Origin of the sequence: Paenibacillus sp. EKM211P (assembly GCF_011066175.1) — a bacterium.
GTDB classification, from domain to species: Bacteria; Bacillota; Bacilli; order Paenibacillales; family Paenibacillaceae; genus Paenibacillus; species Paenibacillus polymyxa.
Genome location: NZ_JAAMNS010000007.1, coordinates 1 through 19,568, shown reverse-complemented (window position 1 = coordinate 19,568; position 19,568 = coordinate 1). Strand labels below are relative to the sequence as shown.

At 42.8% G+C, this 19,568-nt stretch carries 18 protein-coding genes; 15 read left to right on the top strand and 3 right to left on the bottom strand.

The window, feature by feature from the left end; translation table 11 throughout:
- Positions 1-56 precede the first annotated feature (56 nt).
- From G9G57_RS12580 to G9G57_RS12515, 14 genes are all read left to right on the top strand, one after another.
- Entirely contained in the window at positions 57-560 is a 504-nt protein-coding gene (locus G9G57_RS12580; RefSeq protein WP_013371107.1) for a ferritin, read from the top strand.
- A gap of 286 nt (positions 561-846) precedes the next feature.
- Positions 847-1,395: a GNAT family N-acetyltransferase gene (locus tag G9G57_RS12575; RefSeq protein WP_019687209.1), complete on the top strand. Its 549-nt coding sequence runs from the start codon at positions 847-849 to the stop codon at positions 1,393-1,395.
- A gap of 316 nt (positions 1,396-1,711) precedes the next feature.
- A complete protein-coding gene (locus G9G57_RS12570) occupies positions 1,712-3,736 on the top strand; it encodes a S9 family peptidase (protein ID WP_019687210.1) in 2,025 nt (674 codons plus the stop codon).
- A gap of 197 nt (positions 3,737-3,933) precedes the next feature.
- Positions 3,934-5,037 (top strand): hypothetical protein, encoded by a 1,104-nt coding sequence (locus G9G57_RS12565; RefSeq protein WP_019687211.1) that lies wholly within the window; start codon positions 3,934-3,936, stop codon positions 5,035-5,037.
- Positions 5,038-5,214: 177 nt separating this feature from the next.
- On the top strand, positions 5,215-6,804 hold the full coding sequence (locus tag G9G57_RS12560) for an acyl-CoA synthetase (protein ID WP_019687212.1): 1,590 nt from the start codon (positions 5,215-5,217) through the stop codon (positions 6,802-6,804).
- A 47-nt stretch (positions 6,805-6,851) separates the two neighbouring features.
- The gene (locus G9G57_RS12555) at positions 6,852-8,084 is read left to right on the top strand and encodes an aminopeptidase (RefSeq protein WP_029515023.1); all 1,233 of its coding nucleotides are present in this window, start codon (positions 6,852-6,854) and stop codon (positions 8,082-8,084) included.
- A 246-nt stretch (positions 8,085-8,330) separates the two neighbouring features.
- Complete coding sequence (locus G9G57_RS12550; RefSeq protein WP_019687214.1) at positions 8,331-8,921, top strand: TetR/AcrR family transcriptional regulator; 591 nt, start codon at positions 8,331-8,333, stop codon at positions 8,919-8,921.
- A gap of 18 nt (positions 8,922-8,939) precedes the next feature.
- A complete protein-coding gene (locus G9G57_RS12545) occupies positions 8,940-9,566 on the top strand; it encodes an HXXEE domain-containing protein (protein WP_016819038.1) in 627 nt (208 codons plus the stop codon).
- 119 nt (positions 9,567-9,685) lie between these two features.
- A complete protein-coding gene (locus G9G57_RS12540) occupies positions 9,686-10,474 on the top strand; it encodes a DUF4309 domain-containing protein (RefSeq protein ID WP_019687215.1) in 789 nt (262 codons plus the stop codon).
- 144 nt (positions 10,475-10,618) lie between these two features.
- Entirely contained in the window at positions 10,619-11,146 is a 528-nt protein-coding gene (locus G9G57_RS12535) for a TetR/AcrR family transcriptional regulator (protein WP_164965022.1), read from the top strand.
- 210 nt (positions 11,147-11,356) lie between these two features.
- A complete protein-coding gene (locus tag G9G57_RS12530; RefSeq protein ID WP_019687217.1) occupies positions 11,357-11,947 on the top strand; it encodes a sulfurtransferase TusA family protein in 591 nt (196 codons plus the stop codon).
- Positions 11,944-12,459, top strand: coding sequence for a DsrE/DsrF/DrsH-like family protein (locus tag G9G57_RS12525; RefSeq protein WP_019687218.1), 516 nt, complete (start codon positions 11,944-11,946; stop codon positions 12,457-12,459). Before G9G57_RS12530 ends, G9G57_RS12525 begins: the two co-directional genes overlap by 4 nt.
- Before the next feature lie 94 nt (positions 12,460-12,553).
- On the top strand, positions 12,554-12,820 hold the full coding sequence (locus G9G57_RS12520; protein ID WP_016819043.1) for a metal-sensitive transcriptional regulator: 267 nt from the start codon (positions 12,554-12,556) through the stop codon (positions 12,818-12,820).
- A 181-nt stretch (positions 12,821-13,001) separates the two neighbouring features.
- The gene (locus G9G57_RS12515) at positions 13,002-13,682 is read left to right on the top strand and encodes a YetF domain-containing protein (RefSeq protein ID WP_019687219.1); all 681 of its coding nucleotides are present in this window, start codon (positions 13,002-13,004) and stop codon (positions 13,680-13,682) included.
- Positions 13,683-13,807: 125 nt separating this feature from the next.
- Here the strand turns inward: G9G57_RS12515 and G9G57_RS12510 are convergent, their stop codons facing one another.
- Genes G9G57_RS12510 through G9G57_RS12500 form a run of 3 tightly spaced genes read right to left on the bottom strand, consistent with a single transcriptional unit; the run spans position 13,808 to position 17,774 of the window.
- Complete coding sequence (locus G9G57_RS12510; protein WP_019687220.1) at positions 13,808-14,914, bottom strand: GerAB/ArcD/ProY family transporter; 1,107 nt, start codon at positions 14,912-14,914, stop codon at positions 13,808-13,810.
- Positions 14,915-14,942: 28 nt separating this feature from the next.
- Positions 14,943-16,145, bottom strand: coding sequence for a Ger(x)C family spore germination protein (locus G9G57_RS12505; RefSeq protein WP_019687221.1), 1,203 nt, complete (start codon positions 16,143-16,145; stop codon positions 14,943-14,945).
- Positions 16,146-16,154: 9 nt separating this feature from the next.
- On the bottom strand, positions 16,155-17,774 hold the full coding sequence (locus G9G57_RS12500; protein WP_019687222.1) for a spore germination protein: 1,620 nt from the start codon (positions 17,772-17,774) through the stop codon (positions 16,155-16,157).
- Positions 17,775-18,000: 226 nt separating this feature from the next.
- Here G9G57_RS12500 and G9G57_RS12495 point away from each other — a divergent pair, with 226 nt between their 5' ends.
- A complete protein-coding gene (locus G9G57_RS12495; RefSeq protein WP_019687223.1) occupies positions 18,001-19,161 on the top strand; it encodes a trans-sulfuration enzyme family protein in 1,161 nt (386 codons plus the stop codon).
- Positions 19,162-19,568 lie beyond the last annotated feature (407 nt).

Genomic DNA, 19,568 nt, shown 5'->3' with positions numbered 1-19,568 from the left:
TCATGGTACACTAAGAACGTTACATCATTACATATCTGACCGAGGTGACCTAAGACATGAATGACAATTTGGCACAGGCTCTGAATGAGCAAATGAACTTTGAATTTTACTCCGCTCACGTATATCTCGCGATGGCTGCATATTGCTCTAGTGAAAGTCTGGATGGGTTTGCAAACTTCTTCCTGGTACAAGCAGAGGAGGAACGGTTTCATGCCATGAAACTGTATAGATACATTAACGACCGTCGAGGACGCGCCACATTGGCAGCATTACCGGAGCCCAAAAATAGCTACGATTCCATGCTGGACGTATTTGAGCATGGCTACAAGCATGAGCAGCAAAACACACAAAAATTTTATCATTTGGCTGACTTGGCCCTCGATGCACGAGAGCATGCAACGATCCATTTCTTGAAATGGTTTATTGATGAGCAAGTCGAAGAGGAAGCTCTGTTCGATAGTGTTATCCAGAAGCTTAAGCGCATTGAAAGAGACAGCAATGCCTTTTATATGCTGGACAGCGAGTTTGCCAAACGCAGCTTTGTTGCCCCTGCGGAATAACACAGCGTACAGGTTGGTTTGAATGCCCCAGAGACAGGGACAGCATTCTATTTGTCTAGAAAGTAAAGGAGCCCGGCTTTCGGGCTTTTTTGCTTTTATTTGAATTGCGGACTTTCCAACCCTCAAGGGATATTGTTATTTTAAATGAAGGTATAGAAAAAATTAATTTGTCGCTGAATGGTGAGCATGCTACAGTTATGTTAACTTTTATTTCTGATTAAAAAGATAGGATTAGTTGAAAAAAATTTATGCACATTATTACAATACTATAGGGAGGCGGGGAACTATGAGCGAGATCTATCGTCTGGCACGTCAAGAGGATGCAGAAAGATTGCAGTATATAACGTATGAGGCATATGAAACAATTCGGCAGTTGGAGCTTAAATGGCCTGCCGCTCAGGCAGACGTCGCTCTCATTCAAGAAAACATTAAAAATAATGATTGCTATGTGCTGGAAGTCGATGGTGTCATCCAGGCTACCGTTAGTCATCTGAAAAATAGAGCCCTTAATTTTATAACCGATCTTCCGTTTGTGATGTGGTTTGCCGTAGATCCGGCTGCTCAGGGCAAAGGATATGGAAAAAAACTGCTGAACTGGGTAGAGAAAACGATTATTCGTGATCAGGTTGGAGCTCCTGCAGTGACATTAGCCACTGCGGAAAAACATCCCTATTTATTATCCATGTACGAGCGTTGGGGATATGAACGTATCCATGCTTTTGACCATGGAACAGGGGACGGGACGATGCATTTACTGCGTAAAGTAGTGAATCCTGAATTATTCTCCACCTACATCCATGAAAAGAATGAAGCCGAGACTGCTAACCGAAATTAGACACGATCACTGGAGAAGCCTGAGTTCACAGTAGAAATTCCAAAATATCGTCAGGTAGGCTGTGATTGCAGAGGAACTTGGCTTTAATGCGTACGGTACAGAAGAACGATAACAGATATGACCTTCTCTCAAGAAAGCAACCGAAGCGCGGTGTTTTCGAGTCATTATGACTGAGAGAGGGTTATTTGAGTTTTGGACAAATTGACAGAGATACATAAAAAGAGTAACGTAATTGTATATTTAAATTCATATAAAATTAATCGGATTAATTGAATGTGAAGTTGTACAAATCTGACAATATTAAGGAGGGATTTATTTGAGCAACTCGCAATCTGACACCAAACGCCGTATAACAGCTGAGGATTTATATCGATTTCACTGGGTTAGCGATCCAGCTGTTCATCCCACGAGTGGCGAAATTGCTTATGTAGAACAGTATATTAATGAAGAGCGAACAGACTATAACTCGGCTATTTGGCTGTTGCCGTTCGAAGGTAAAGCTCCAATACCCTTTACATATGGACCGAAAGATGAAACACCTGTCTGGTCACCGGACGGATCACAACTTGCTTTTCTCCGTTCGGCAGACGGCAAGCGCCAGGTATGGATTATTCCAGCACGCGGGGGAGAAGCCCGACAACTTACGCACGTAGGGAACAATGTTCGTTCATTAGCCTGGTCGCCGGATGGAGCCTGCATATCGTTTGTAGCTAAAACTGCTGAGAACCAGTCAAGTCCTACATGCGACGCAGGAAAGCAGGAGACACAGCTTGAGGGACGAGTGGTTAATCGAACAAAAGCTAAATCCGACGGCTATGGGCTGTGGGATGATACTCGTGATCACTTGTATGTAACTGATGTGACTTCAGGGCACACGGTTCAACTGACATCCGGCGCTTATGATGTCGCGGAGCCTGTCTGGTCACCGAATGGCCAACAGATTTTATTTGTGGCTAGAATAGCGGAGCATTCCAAAGAGGATACGGATTTACGCAAGCAAAATGATTTGTTTACGGTAGCTCCTGCGACTTCTAATAGCAATGCGGCAGTACCGTTTAAGCTGACTCATTCCGAGCTTCAAATCGAGAGCGCTGCATTCTCTCCCGATGGTACATTGATTGCCTTTTACGGTCATGATCGTCATGCCAAAGGCGCTACTCAGACTCGACTGTATACGGTTCCCTCCAGTGGCGGGACGGCAGTATGCGTTAGTGAGACACTTGATGCTCACCTCGGTAATGCGGGTATGAGCGACATGCGTTCACATCTTCATGTAGGACCACCACGCTTCAGTGCGGACAGTCAATCCCTGTATACGCTGGTAACCATTGAAGGAAATGTGCACGTATATCAGTTTGCGCTTGATGGAACTTTTAAAATTTTAACCCAAGGAGAACGGGAAATTTACCAATTCGAGCTTACTTCGGATGAGCAGCATATCATTGCTGCTTCCACCAATGTCGCTTTACCAGGCGATTTGTTTCGGATTGCGATCCATTCAGGGACCGAGGAACGGCTAACACGAGTGAATGATTCTCTGCTTGATGAGATTGAGATTAGTGTGCCTGAGAGCTTCTGGACGGAGGTCGAGGACGGCCGACGCGTACAGGGGTGGGTGATGAAGCCTGTTGGGTTTGAAGAGGGGGGATCTTACCCTGCCATTTTGGAAATTCACGGCGGCCCCCATGCCATGTATTCCAATTCCTTTTTTCATGAGTTTCAGTTGCTGGCGGCTCGGGGGTATGTAGTCATCTATACGAACCCGGGAGGAAGTCGAGGGTATGGACAGTCTTTTACCAATGTTGTCCTTGGAGATTACGGCGGACGTGATTACACCGATCTACTGAGCGCCGTGGACGAGGCTATACGCAAATTCCCATTCATCGATCCAGAAAGACTGGGTGTCACGGGAGGCAGCTATGGTGGCTTTATGACAAACTGGATTGTCGGGCATACGGATCGTTTCCGCGCAGCTGTGACCCAGCGTTCCATATCTAACTGGCTGTCAATGTATGGGGTGAGTGACATAGGGTACTCGTTTACGGAAGATGAAGTTGGCGGGAATCCATGGGATGATTTCGAGCTTTTGTGGAGGCAGTCCCCGCTGGCTTATGTACAGCAAATCAATACACCGCTGCTCATATTACATGGAGAGCAGGATCTACGTTGCCCTATTGAGCAGGGAGAGCAGCTGTTTACAGCATTGCGTCGTTTGGGAAAGCCCACCCAATTTGTCCGTTTCCCAGCTTCGAGTCACGAGCTTTCACGTAAAGGGCACCCACAGCTTCGCGTGGAACGACTGCAACGTATTACCGACTGGTTTGTCCAACACAAAATATAAGTCTCATTCGATTTGTAGTGATTATGGAAAAATGCCAGGTCCTAATCTTAGGACTTGGCATTTTTTAATGTGTCTTATATCCATTCTCTTAACCCCATTTAGTGCTGGTGCTGGGTCACGATTTACGGTTATCATATACGAAGATATTGTTCGTTCATCGCTTCTTGCTTACATTCATATTTAAAAGGAGATATACAATGGCTGAACCCTTAAAAAATATGTACACGGAGGAATTCCTTCGTCTATTCGGTGAAAGAGTACAGGCTGCATACAGTCCGTTCGACATTGACGGATTTATCCATCAAGTTATGGATAAAAAATGGGGAGAGCTGGAGCTAAAAGAACGAATACGGCGTATTTCGTTAACATTAGGGGCGTTTTTGCCCAGTAGTTATGAAGAAGCTCTTTCTATATTATTTGCCATTGATGAGTACTGTAGCGGATTTCCGTACTTGTTTTTCCCTGATTTCGTAGAGGTATATGGGCAGGGAGAAGAGCATTGGGACCTGTCCATGAATGCACTGGAGCGATTTACATCAAAATCCTCTGCGGAGTTCGCTGTGAGACCCTTCCTCCTGCGTGAACCAGAACGGATGATGCGGCAGATGATGACCTGGGCGGGACACCCCAGTGAACACGTCCGCCGTCTTGCCAGCGAAGGTTGTCGTCCACGGCTGCCTTGGGGACAGGCGCTGCCTGTCTTCAAACGTGATCCTGCTCCGGTATTGGCTGTATTGGAACTGCTGAAGGCCGATCCATCATTGTATGTACGTAAAAGTGTAGCCAACAACCTGAACGATATTGCCAAGGATCATCCCGATATTGTCATCGCAACGGCTCAACGGTGGAAGGGCGCACATCCTGATACCGACTGGATTGTGCGTCATGGCTGTCGATCCCTGATTCGCAAATCCATCCCTGAAGTGATGGCCATGTTCGGCTATGCGGATGATACGGATGGGGTGCCGCTGGTCACAGCAGCCTCTTTCACCACAGACCCTGCCGTATTAAAGATCGGGGATCACAGTGAACTGAGCTATGTGCTTCAGCTTCGAGAAGGTGAACCTGTACGAGTTCGCATCGAATATGGCATCGACTTTGTAAAGGCGAGAGGACAAGTTTCACGCAAACTGTTTTTGCTTTCTGACAAAACGGTCCCTGGAGGAACCCGTCTAACGGGTACACGAACACACCGGTTCGCAGACCTGACAACTCGTCGTCATTATGCGGGAGCGCACCGAATTGTGCTGCTCGTAAACGGGCAGGAAGCGGCTTCTACAGTGGTAGACATTGAGTTGTAGATTACAATAATAGTAAAGAAAAGAGTCTGTATTCAGGCTCTTTCTTTTTGTCGTTTGTTTTACAAATTTTATTTTTTTCCAAATAAATTAATTCTGGTATTAGAACCTGGTACTAAGACGTGTTATACTACATAAAGGAAGTTGCTCTTATCATATGTATAAAGGGGAAGGTATAATTTGACTGATCAGCAACAATGGCTTGCGCCTGAATATTACAATATGACTTCGGAAATGGAACACCATGAGGCTGGTAAGACCGCACTCAAGTGGTTAAGTGAGACAGGAGAATACGAAGAAATTACCTACGGAGAGCTTTTAAAAAAAGCAAACCGGCTGGCTGGAGGACTTGCAAGTCTGGGATTTAACAAAGGAGATAGAGTTCTGGTCGTAGTACCACGGCGTATTATTGCATATGTCATTTATCTGGCATGCTTGAAGCTGGGGCTTGCTGTCATCCCATCTTCAGAAATGCTGCGGGCCAAGGATATTGCATATCGCCTTCGCCATTCGGAAGCGCGTGCAGTCATTGCCTGGACCGGAGTAACAGGTGAAGTAGATAAAATAAGTGATGATTTGCCTGCTTTGGCTCACCGCATTGTAGTCCCCGGGGACCACACAGCAAATGCACCTGGTTGGATTGTGCTGGATGAGCTGATGGAAGGACAAGAAGATATTTTTGAAGCTGTGAAGACACACCGTGACGACATGGCCATTCTGGCCTATACTTCGGGTACCACAGGAAATCCTAAAGCTGTTGTACATAGCCATGGCTGGGGATATGCCCATCTGCGGATAACATCACCATGGTTGGACATTCAAGCTTCAGACATAGTATGGGCCACAGCCGCACCTGGCTGGCAAAAATGGATTTGGAGTCCGTTTTTATCGGTACTGGGAAATGGGGCGACTGGATTCGTATATAATGGTTCGTTCCGTCCGGGTCGTTATTTGCAGTTGCTGCAGCAATACGGAGTCCAAGTGTTATGTTGTACGCCAACTGAATATCGAATTATGGCAAAAATGGATGGTTTGGATCAATACGATCTATCCCTATTGCGCAGCGCAGTTTCTGCGGGGGAGCCGCTCAATCAGGAGGTTATCAACAAGTTTCAGGAGCAGTTCAACATTACGATTCGTGATGGCTACGGCCAAACCGAGAGTACGTTAATTATTGGAAATCTAAGAGACACACCTCTGCGCACAGGCTCGATGGGCAAATCCATTGCACCGGGACTTGTTGAGGTCGTAGACGAGGGTGGTATTCCGCTGGCTCCAGGGCAAGTGGGCGATATTGCAGTGCGTGCTGATCTGCCGGCATTGTTTCATACGTATTATCATGATCCAGAACGCAAATTAGCTAGTGTGCATGGAGATTATTTTGTTACAGGAGACCGGGCTCGAAAGGACGAGGATGGATATTTTTGGTTTGAAGGACGCGGTGATGATATCATTATCAGTTCTGGCTATACCATTGGTCCTTTTGAAGTAGAAGAAGCGCTGATGAAGCATGATTCTGTGCAGGAATGTGCAGCGGTAGCCAGTCCGGATGAAATCCGTGGACATGTTGTAAAAGCCTTCATCGTGCTCAAAGCCGGAGTAGAAGGATCACCGGAGTTAGTGAAGGAACTGCAACATCATGTGAAAACATGGACGGCACCTTACAAATATCCACGAAAAATAGAGTTTATCCAGGAACTCCCTAAAACCAGCTCAGGCAAAATACGGAGAGTGGAGCTGCGTGATTTGGAGAAGCAATCCGCACTGTAGTGATGAAGCCATTCAATATTATTAAAACGAAACAGGAGCGTGGAAAAATGAGTACATTTGAATCATTGTTGGAGCAATACGCAGAACTGGTCGTAAGAGTAGGGGTCAACATTCAGCCAGGACAGGCGTTGTTGGTAACTGCACCACTGGAAACTGTTGAGTTTACACGCCTGATTGTCAGCAAAGCCTATGAAGCAGGCGCTAAATATGTACAGGTAGAGTTTGAGGACGATTCCATTACACGCAGTCGTTTTGAACATGGTGACGAAGCCAGCTTTGATTACTACCCTGCTTGGAAGGCAGAGATGATGGAGAAATTCGCCGAAGAGGGTGGAGCTACGATAACGATTAAAGTGCCGAACCCGGATTTATATCAAGGTATTGACCCGGAACACGTTTCTCGCGCAACAAAGGCGGCGGCTACGGCGAGAGAAGGCTATGCTCACTATACGCGGAATGCTAAGATTAGCTGGTGTCTGGTTAAAGCGCCGACGAAGGCTTGGGCAGATAAAGTATTTGCCGATATAGCAGAAGAGGACCGAATTCGTGTCATGTGGGATACGATTTTCCAAATGAATCGTGTAGACGGCTCCGATCCAATTCAAAATTGGCAGGGACATTTAAACAATCTCGAACAGCTACAAAACAAGCTGAATCATAAAAACTATAAAAGTCTCCATTATCGTGCACCAGGAACAGATTTGAAAATTGAATTGGCCGAAAGACATATTTGGCGTGGTGGCGGCGGTGAAAACGCCCAAGGAATTTATACCGTGGCAAATATGCCGACAGAAGAAGTGTTCACAATGCCTAAGCGTACAGGTGTCAATGGTCACATCACAAGTACCATGCCGCTTAATTTAAATGGACAACTGGTAGATCGCATTACGTTTACCTTTAAGGACGGTAAGGTCACCGAATATACAGCAGAATCCGGCGAGCAGCATCTCACTCATTTGCTCGCTACGGATGAAGGGGCTAGCTATCTGGGAGAAGTTGCCCTGGTGCCGCACGATTCACCGATTTCCAATCTCAATCGCATCTTTTATAATACAGGTATCGACGAAAATGCCTCCTGTCACTTGGCCCTAGGCAGTGCGTATCCATTTAATATCGAAAATGGGACACAAATGAACCGGGAGGAGTTACTCCAGAACGGTGCCAATGTCAGCCTGACTCATGTTGACTTTATGATCGGCTCAGCCGAGCTGGATATTGATGGTGAACTGCAAGACGGAAGCACAGAGGCTGTGTTCCGCAAAGGAAATTGGGCAATTTAGTTTAGTCTTTTCTTAATCTCACTTCACTCAACCCGCAAACGATCTGATTCGTTTTGCGGGTTTTTTCATAGCCTAATTCTCATATCTTTACTTGTTTTGTGAAATGTAAAGTGCTAAGCTAAGTTCAAACAATAATTTAAACAGTGTTTTAAATATTGTTTTAATTTTTGCTTAAATTGTTGTTTTGCTTAAAGTAGTCCGTTTCATTTGTCCTTTAGGATTAAACTAAACAGGAGGAGGAAAAAGATGAGTCACCCAGACAAAAAACAACAGACCAAAGAAAAAATTCTACAGTCTACGCTGGAGTTTATCCAAAAGAAAGGTTTCGAGGCGGTTACAATCCGAAAAATTGCTGACCTGTCTGGTACTAATATTTCTCTAGTTAATTATTATTTTGGCTCCAAAGAAAATTTGCTCAGCGAAGCTATCGAAGTGATCCTAAACAGCTTTCAGCACACATTTTCTGTTTTGGACAATACAGCGATGCCCCCGCAAGATAGACTGAAACAATTTTTACTTAACTATTTACAGGTCATTCGCCAATATCCAGAGCTACTATCACGAATTATTGTGATGGGCAGCACGCCCTTTACATCTCAACAGGAATACGGAAGATTTTTAAACATAATGGGGTTTCCAAAGGTCCAGAACACAATCAAGGAGCTAACAGGTGAGCAACAGCCAGAGCGGTTGTTAGCTATGATGCTGCAAATATTCGGAGCCATTTTTCTGCCTGCACTGATGAGTCCAATTCTTGAATCTGGAGCAGTTGTGGAAATGCCTACAATAGAGGAACAATTAAACCTGCTGTTTGAAAGATATTTTGATCACAAATAAATCTTAGGGGTGAATGCCATGGATTTTTTGAGAAAATATTGGCAAGATGCAGGGGGCATCATCGGAGTGGCTGTATGTATTGTTTTGCTTATGAATTCAGCCATCTTATCGGATCTATCAGGTATACTGTGGTTAAGCTTTGTGGCTATTTTGTTTCACCAATTTGAAGAATACCGCTGGCCCGGATATTTTGCGGGTTTATTTAACAATGTTTTGTTTAAAAGTGAAGCCCCGGATCATTACCCCTTGAACACTCAATCAGCAATGATCATTAATGTGGCAATTGCCTATGTATTTTATCTACTCCCCGTCTGGTTTCCCCACGTAATCTGGCTTGGACTCGCACCTGTTTTGATGGGATTTTTTCAGGTCATCTGGCACGGAATTGTTGTCAATCTCAAAGCAAAAACTGTATATAATCCCGGTTTGTGTACGGCAGTTCTCCTGCATGTCCCTGTCGGAATCTGGTATATCCATGAAATTGTAAAGCGAGACATTCCTACGGCAATAGACTGGATTGCAGGCACAATCTACTTTGTTTTTGCTATATACATTTTTATTGTGAAAGGGAATATATGGTTGAAGAAGAGTGACTCCCCTTACGCCTTTTCTAAACAACAGCTAGGCGCTTACGATCGCAGGTAGGATGTATTAGAAATTTATAACGCTATTGTTTACAAGTTGGATACAAGTAGAGGTATTCTCGAAACGAGGTTCGGTTACACTTGGTTTGTACTCAAGAACAAGGAAAGAGTGATCTCATAATGAAACCTATACATCAATCTCGCAATCGTAAAAAGTTAGCTTGCAAGCTAGTCACTACCAGCGCTTTATTAGCAATCGGTTTTGCTGTAATGACAGGATGCGGCAATAGTGGAGAAGCAAGCTCAATTGCTCCATCTACAACAAAATCAGCCACACCATCTGCCAGTAATTCAACAGATCAGAATACAGACATCAATACAAATGAGCAAGATACTCCCAATAACAAGACGAATACAGATATCAGTAAGCCTAGTGCGGATGCAGAAAATTCCAAGAAACCTGGAAAAAAGTCTGATCAAGGTTCAACCTCGCCACAGCAGAAACCTGCTAGTAGTACAGCCACACCTGACAGTAAACACAGCTCCGCAGCTGCTATAATGAGCGCAGCCAAGCAGGGGACGTTGCCCAATCTGCCTAAAGGTCTTGGTCTAGGAACGAGCAGCGATCTGTTGTTCGAGCTATGGGGGAAATCCGATTCTGGTTCTACAGGCCCTATGAGAAGTTACGCTAAATATCATACAGATCTCATACTGGATGGAAGTGACAAAGTTACAGAAATTACTTCTTACGATCCACAATATAAGAAGTTGCTTATTAAACAAGTTATTAGCGAACTAGGCCAGCCCACAGAAACAATTGACACCTCTAAAGACACATCCGGCACAGCAGAAGCTAATTATACGATCAACAACACGTCAGATCTTAGTTATTATTTAATATTTTCTTATCAAACCAAAACGCAAAAGGTCAATTATGTTCGGTTTTACTTTAACACGATGACGCCATAATGGAGTGTGCCAAAAGAGTCGTTTCCATCATGATTAGGGAGGCGACTTTTGTGGTCGATTGCATTTTTAGAGTGTGACATTTATACTAATTAGTAATTGATTAATCACTACTAGGAAAATGTAACAAACAAAGGATGAGAAAATATGGCTAAAGCTACATCAACATCAATAAATCGCCAAAAGGAAATCATATCTGCTGCTATCGAAGTCTTTGCAGAGATGGGCTACTACCGAGCTACAACAGCCAAAGTTGCGGAACGGGCCAATATTTCTCAGCCCTATGTTTTCCGCTTTTTTGCTACCAAGGAAGCTTTGCTTATTGAAGCGTTGAAGGTTTCATTTGCACGCATCATAAACTCTTTTCACCAGGTCATTCATTCGACTTCGTCTGAGCAGTTAGAGCAAGAACTGATTGCAGCCTATTCGCAAATTATGATGGACTATCGCAATGAAATCCTCTTACAAATGCAGGCGCAGACGATCCGTGAGGATGTGATTGTAAGTGTTATGCAGCAAGGATTTCGTGAAATTCATACAACAGTTTATAACGCTTTCCGGCAGGCAGATATCGAACATGCGATGGAAAAAACGATGCTTTTTTTGGCCAGAGGAATGCTATGTAATATCTCGATGTCGCTGGATCTACCAGAACTGATGAAAATAGACGATTAATTTTATGTATGCAGTAGAGTCGCGCTTTTGTGCGGCTTTTTTTGTTTGCTTTTAGTTAGTACAAGGCATAAATTCGTTAGTTTCTGAGCGAAAGAAGCTAACTAGGTTGACAAGGGAAGTGAGTCCCGTTATTCTTATACCCATAGGGGTATATGTATTAGGGGATTTTGCTAAACTAATCCCCCTCAAAAAACAGGCGGAGGTTATAGAATGTCATCAACTAACAATATCCAAGCAGATCATATTCTTGATTGCAAAGGGCTAGCTTGTCCAATGCCTATTGTAAAAACAAAAAAGGCTATGAATGACCTCGTTCCCGGAAAGATTATGGAGGTTCAAGCGACTGACAAAGGTTCATTAGCCGATTTTCAGAGCTGGGCTAAAAACACTGGACATCAATATTTGGGCACTCTCCAAGAAGGAGATGTCATGCGACATTATTTACGCAAAGCAAATCCGGCTGAAGTGAAGAAGGAGCAAATATTTTCTTCTACGATAAGCCATGAAGAACTACAAGCAAAATGTTCTTTAAAAGAGAACTTCATTTTGCTCGATGTTCGTGAACCCACCGAATTCGCGTTTAAACATATCCCTGGATCTAAACATATCCCTCTTGGCGAACTGGAGAACAGACTCGCTGAGCTGAATCTGGAAGATGAAATCGCAGTGATCTGCCAAGCTGGAGCACGCAGTGAAAGGGCCTGTCAGTTATTAGTTTCCAAAGGCGCTAAAAAAGTCAAATCTGTGCTTTCAGGCATATCCGACTGGGCTGGAGAGACTAAGGGGAGCGAATCCATATGAGTACAACAGCAGAAATTTATGCAAATAATCAAGAACATGCTCAGCCCAAAACAACGATTATATTATTCAGCGGCGAGCTGGATAAGGCGATTGCTGCATTCATTATTGCGAATGGAGCGGCGGTATATGATCATGAAGTAACTATTTTCTTTACATTTTGGGGACTAAATATATTGCGTAAGGATGAACTCATACGCTCCAATAAAGGAATGCTCGAAAAAGCCTTTGGCTGGATCATGCCTCGTGGACCCAAAAAGCTTGGGCTATCCAAAATGAATTTTGCCGGACTCGGTCCACAGATGATCAAGCATGTCATGAAAAAGCACAATGCGCTTTCCTTGCCGCAGCTTATAGAGTTGGCACGAGAGCAGGGCATCAAGCTCGTTGCTTGTACCATGACAATGGATCTATTAGGACTGCAGCAAGCAGAGCTAATAGATGGTCTGGAGTATGCTGGAGTGGCCGCCTACTTGGGAGATGCATTGCAGGGACAGGTGAATCTATTTATTTAGGGTATTCTATTTATTTAGGGTATTCTATTTATTTTTTTGGTTTATAATATACCTATACGTGTATATGGTAAGTCAAAAAAGGAGTGCATTACTTATGGATTACAATTACAGTGATGAACTGAAAACGCGCTTGAGAAGGATTGAGGGCCAGGTGCGTGGGGTGCTTCGTTTAATGGATGAGGGAAAGTCGTGCAAGGATGTAGTCAGCCAGCTATCAGCTGTACGCAACGCATCAGATAAAGCAATAGCCCAAATTGTAGCAGAAAATCTGCAACGTTGTATATTGGAAGAGCGAGAAGCTGGAGGAGATACAGATAAGCTGGTTAAAGAAGCAATTCAGCTGCTGGTGAAAAGTAGATAATTATGTGAATACACGAAAACAAAGAATATATAATAGCGGTAATTAAAAAAGTTCGCTGCCTATAGCTGGCGGTGGGCTTTTTTTCGGACAACTTTAGGAATGGAATAAGCCTCTGTTTATACAGAAGTGTACGAGTGTAAATAACCCATAAGAGAAATAACTTCTTTCGGAGGGTATATGTATGGAGGTATTTGTCACAATTGGTGTCAAATTGATCATCAGCTTTTTTGGCCTATGGCTTATTACTTTTATTACAGGTCGAAAAACACTCAGCCAGTTAACACCGCTCGATTTTCTGACCTCATTGGTATTAAGCGAAATTGTAGGGAATACGTTATATGACGATAAGGTGACGATCTGGCATCTTTTGTTTGCTCTGGCACTATGGTGCGCGCTGGCCTACTTTTTCGAGAAAGCGACGACCCATTTTGTGAAATTTGGATATATGGCAGAAGGTCGAACAGTGCTGCTCGTAGATAAAGGGCAGGTTAATCAAAAAATGCTGGAGAAATATGATATAGAATTTACACAGCTACTCTCCATGCTACGCCAGCAAAATATTTTTTCTCTTCGTGAGGTCTGGTACGCCACTCTAGAGACGAACGGTTCATTGTCAGTCATGCGCAAACCCGAATACGAGCCACCTGCTGCTCAGGATATGGGAATCGATGCACAGCCTGACCTTTTTTTTGTTACTGTCATTGATAAGGGAAGGTTGCTAAATGAATCTATGCGTGGGAAGTCAATCGATATTGAACAGATTAAAGTAAAGGTGCGAGAGCAGGGATATGATAGTATCGACGAGATTGCCTATGCAGAGTTTAGCGAGGATGGGACACTTCACATCGTGCCGATGAAATAGAAAAAGCACAATAAAAGAGGCTGAATACTTGAATGATAGACATACTATAGTTCTGCGCTTCTTACCGTGTATGGTGTAGCTGCTGAGATAGAGGTATAACTTCGGAGTATTGAACTACTCTCTCCTCATGAAGAGGGCTGTTTATTTGTCTTTTTTCTTTTTTTGATGACAATAACCACAAATAGTAATAAAGGGAGGAAGATTTGAAAAATAGGAAACCAGGAATTAATTATAATTTTTCGACCGATTACCATGTGATGAGTATAGTTAGGGGACAAAAAAGAAAGACCATAAATAAGTGCAGCAAGGGGAAGAATCCATTTTTTAAATCCGACTCCGGTTATTTTTTCTAGTCCTATAACGGCACCATTAAAAAATAAAGACATTTTGATGATCAAGCCAAGAAAAAGAAGCAAGGTGAAAAGGGCATCCATTCGTTCGAACACGTCTGCTAATTCAATCAACTGAACGGCTTCCAAAAGAGGAAGTGTGCTATTTGCGGCGATCTTGGGTCCGAGAACAAAAATTTCCAATTGATTAACAAATGTTAGAGCAAGTGCGGTTATTATATAGGCAAAGGAAACGGGTTTTGTGAGATTCCGCCCTTTATGTGCAAGCGGATAAAATACAAGAAATAACACAGTTTGTCCGAATGGAAAGGAGATCAGCTCAGGAATAGCGGCTTTAAATATGGGTTTCCATCCTTCCTCTAAAACCGGAAGGGAATTTTCCAAGTGAAAGAGACCAGTTGTCGGAATTAATATACTAATTATGGCGTATCCAAGTACAAAAAAAGGGAAAAGAAATAAGCAAAATAAGAATAATGCTTTGTAGCCGTAACGAACCGTGTTGGATACAACCACGATTGTGATCAAGATGATGATCCACAAGGGTGTTTGGCGGAGCAAAGTCATTACTGTCACCTCGCCTAAATCGCGTATGTTCCGAGAAGCTTCATATGTAAAATACATCACAAAGAGTAAGTTGATGAGTGTACCCACATATTTCCCAGTGTAACGGCGAAACAACATGAACAAATCTAATTCAGGATCTTGATGGTGAATTGCAAGATGGAGCATTAGCAGAAGTAGTCCTGCTAATGCTCCTATCAACATAACTAACCAAGCATCTTGCTTTGCTTCAGCCCCCATTAAAAACAAAGTTGTACTTCCAACTTCAAATAAAGACATACAAATAATCAGCTCGGATACTCGGATTGTATTTTGACGCATTACTTCAATTCACCTCTCCCTGTTTATTTCATTTCAACAGTTCGTTAAAAGATTTTTCGAATAATCCTGGACGCGCAAGCTTCATTTTAACATCTATTTTTATATCCATGTTTGCTAACTCCCTAGGCCACGTCTCTTTTATTTTTTTCCAGTCTTCTGGATACTTGTGATGAATTTTATTTCCAATACCAATAAGGTCGATATTCTTTTGCTGTAAGGCTTTCCAGCTTTCCTGAATCTGCAATTTGATTATTTCCGCTGCTTGCATCTGCAATTGATGTATACTTTGCATATCTTTCATTTCTCTTTGCGAAGAGGCTGACAGAAGATCACCGGTAGCTTTAACGTCAACGTTTAGGTAATAATGATTTAAATTCTTGATTGGCGTAACCTTAACCTTGGCTTTCCGGATGAGGAAAGCGGACGTAACATTCCCATCCACATAGTTTACAGTGGTATTTTTAATCTGGTTGTTTAACCATGAAACCCCTATACTTTCCTTTTCATTTAGGAAGCCGACTCTCTTGTCTTTCTGAAAAATGCTTAAGCCTGATAACTTGAGTTTACTTTTAGCGGAGGTTTCCTTGAAAACATCAACAGAGTCTAGTTTCTCCGGCTCGGAACCCTCAAGAGATATTTCTGGAACTCCGGCTGCACCACTATCGGAGCTAATTTTCGAAATAAATTCATACATGGATATTGCGGGGTAAATTGATCCTAATTTGCTATCTCTTTCTATAATCTTTTCTAAAGCTTGACCAGGAATTTTCTCTGGTGGTACAAGCTTTTTTAAAAAATCACGAGCCTCTCCGTTGGCAATGAATACTTTTACAGTTTCTCGTGAATCAAGATTGCGGAGGTAAATATCAATAATCTCTTCAATGCCTTGTTCTGCTGCTTTTTTTCCAATAACGAGTATATTATTTTGGGCAAAATATAGTTTACGTGAATATTCCAGGCTACTCTTCGTAACGGTCTCTCTCAATGTTTTTCCATGTGTAGAAAATGTATGTACAGCACTTTGCGATGCCCCAGTGGAAGAACCACCTGATCCAGTCGTCATGGCTGATGGAATTATAATTTGATAGGTATTGATCCAGTCGCCCTTATGTCCATCAATTCCAGTTGCTGTTGTGATGCCTAATTCGTTCAATTCTGTACGATCTACGCACCCTGTAAGTAATAACCCTGTAATAAACAGAACATAACTAACTCTTAATTGCCGCACCATTGATCTCTCCTATTTTTGGGTATCAGACTTGTCATTATTTTTAATTTTATCCGAATTAGCAGGGTATTGGTGAGCTGCCTGTCTTGTCTGGTTATGGCCTGTTTTTTCGCTAGGTCTAGTTTTCATAGCCCACCACGGAGCTCTGATGATAAGGTCCTTCATATTAGATTTAAAGGTGGGGCTGTAGGGCACAAAATAATCAACTCCGAATGATTTGAGAGATACAAGATGAACAAGAAGGGGGATAATTCCTATTAAAATACCGAATAATCCCAGAGCCCCCGCCAGTAGCATAAGTGCAAAACGCAACAACCTGACTGCTGAAGCCATACCAAAATACGGGATAACAAAGTTCGATATAGCAGTGAAGGCTACAACGATCACCATTGCACCTGAGACCAGTCCGGCTTGTACCGCTGCCTGCCCGATAACCAAAGCTCCTACAATGGAAACGGCTGGTCCGATGACCCGTGGCATTCGCACACCGGCTTCACGAATCACTTCAAACATCAATTCCATCATTAATGCTTCAATTAATGCAGGAAAAGGAGTTCCTTCCCGTTGAGCCATCAGCGTAATTAACAGCGTGGTGGGGATCATTTCCTGCTGGAAAGTCGTCAAGGCTATAAATAGAGAGGGAAGCAACAATGAGACTAGAAAAGATACCACACGAAGAGCCCTTAAAAAAGTTGAAATGTCATATCTCTGGTAGTAGTCTTCGGCCGTCTGAAAGAAATTAAAGAAGGTTACAGGTGCAATCAGAGCGAATGGCGTCCCATCAACCAGAACAGCTACTTGTCCGTCTAAAAGGCTACCTGCGACTGTATCCGGACGCTCTGAGTTTAGCATGGTGGGAAAGAGACTAAGTGGTTCATCCTGTATGAATTCTTCGATGTAGCCACTTTCAAGTATGCTGTCTGTATCAATGGATTGAAGCCGTTTAGTAATTTCATGCACTACTTCTGGATTAGCGACACCTTCAATGTAAGCTAAAATGATTTTAGTTTGTGTATATCGCCCAATAATATGACTATCAAATTTAAGGTCAGGTGTCCGCAATTTTCTTCTGATCAGTGTGATGTTGGTTGAGATATCCTCCGTAAATCCTTCTTTAGGACCCCGCACTACGGTTTGAGTACTGGGTTCCTGAATAGCTCGTCTTACTCCGCCGCCGATGGAAACTGCCAGGGCATATGTACTTCCATCGATAACAATGACAGCATTGCCGGAGAGGATGGATTGATAAATTTCATTTTGCGAGTGTATCATTCGAATATTTCCTGATGGGATTGTTCTTTTTATTAGCGAAACTGCGGTATTTTCTTCAAGCTTAAAAGAAGCTGCGGAGACCGGCTCTGTAATTAAGCCTTCCATTAAATCGGAAAGTAAGTTTTGGTCAATCAGCCCCTCAATATAACAAACGGCAAGATGTCCAGCATGGACAGAACTTTCCGAAAAATCACGAATGATAAAATCAGAGCTTTGTCCGAGTTTTAATTTAAGTAAAGATAGAGTATGTGTTAATAATGGATTTATGGGTTCTGAAGAGGCCTGCTGTTTGGATTTTTCGATATCCTGTGTGTACCTTTTTCCAGGCTTCAGAACATTTCTAATCCAACGTGTTAACACAAGTAAACCCCCTCTATATTGATAAAGCATATCTTTGCCCTGCAACCCAAAAATATACGCTATTTTTATGAATTGGATACTTAGTGAAAGACATTTGGCAGCCTCATAACTCCTTCGAAAATTAAACAGCACAGATCCAAAGCAATTTGTCTTATAGAATATTTGAGTCCCGAATTGAGGAGACTATCTCTTATGGTTTTGAAATTTCAGAAAGTGGTGATCAGATTTGAGTTTCTCGGATGATCAGCTTATCTGTCTCCGATTTGAGGACGAACTAGGGTATTTTGCTAAGGCTGCTGTTCCTCCTATTTATGAGACTGCTCCATTTTTCTTTGATACCTACGAAGACTATGCTGAAGCGGCTAATCATGAAAAGGAGCATTATGTCTATTCGAGGGGGACCAATCCTACCGTTCAGATTGCAGAGCAAATGATTGCTGCGCTAGAAGGTGGGGAGGACTGTAAGTGCTTTGCCTCTGGAATGGCTGCTATCAGTGCCGCTCTAATGTGTAGCTTATCTGCAGGGGATCATCTGATTCTGGTCGGACATATATATGAAACTTCCGTCAGCCTAGCCAAATACTTAACGAAGTTCGATATAAACTACACCATTGTACATTCGACTTCTACGGAAGCAGTTGCTAATGCCATCCAACCGCAGACTCGTTCTATTCTTATGGAGTCTCCTACCTCGTTTACATTCGATATGGTAAATATTCAGGAGGTAACTTCACTTTCCAAAGCGAAGGGTATACGCACAATCATAGATAATTCATGGGCTACACCCCTTTTCCAAAAACCATTGGAATGGGGCGTTGATATCGTCGTTCACTCCGCATCCAAGTACTTGGGGGGACATAATGATTTAATTGCAGGGGCAGTAATCGCTTCTAAAGAGATAATAAATCGTATGTATGCTGAAGAATATGAATTGATTGGCGGCTCGTTGGCCCCTTTTGAAGCCTGGCTACTCATTAGGGGTCTAAGAACACTCCCGCTCCGTATGGAAGCCCATCAAAGGAATGCTCTGTTGGTTGCCCGTTTTCTATCAGATCATCCGGCCATTTCTAAAGTAAATCATCCTGGACTTCCTTCTCACCCACAGCATGAGCTGGCATGTAGACAGCTTAAAGGGTATGCCGGATTATTCAGCTTTGAACTAAAAGATTCGGGTTATGAGGATATATGCAGAGTGATCAATAAACTGCGACTGATTCGGATCGGTGTATCGTGGGGGGCTATGGAGAGCCAGGTGATCTCACCGAACTACGGGTTCAATAATCAGAGTCTAAAAAAACAACACATGCCTGAATCCCTAATACGCTTGGCTGTGGGGCATGAACCTGCTGAACTTTTAATAGAAGACCTAGCTACAGCTTTAAGCTAAGCGATCATTTCAGGATTTTATATAAAAAAAGTGAAAGCAGCAGTTCCATCAATAAAGAGTTTCTGCTTTTATGATTTATAACGTTTATACCTTCGGTTGTTATAGACAAATCACTATGTGAAGGCGTGGTTCAGAAAAAAATCACACTGCGTAGAAACACAAATTATTTACTGGGAAAAATTACAACTTGCTTGATGGGTATACACGTGATAAATTATATATCCAGCCAGTTAAACGGCTGTTGATTTGATCTTTGAAAACTGAACAACGAGTGAGTACGGATTTTGTTTATAAAATCCAAAAGAGATATTTTATCTCGTCAGTTTCAAAATGAGCTAATCGCTCTTTCTATATTGTTTCATCTTCGGTTCTTCTCATTGGAGTGGATGAAGATGAAACAGGTTGAC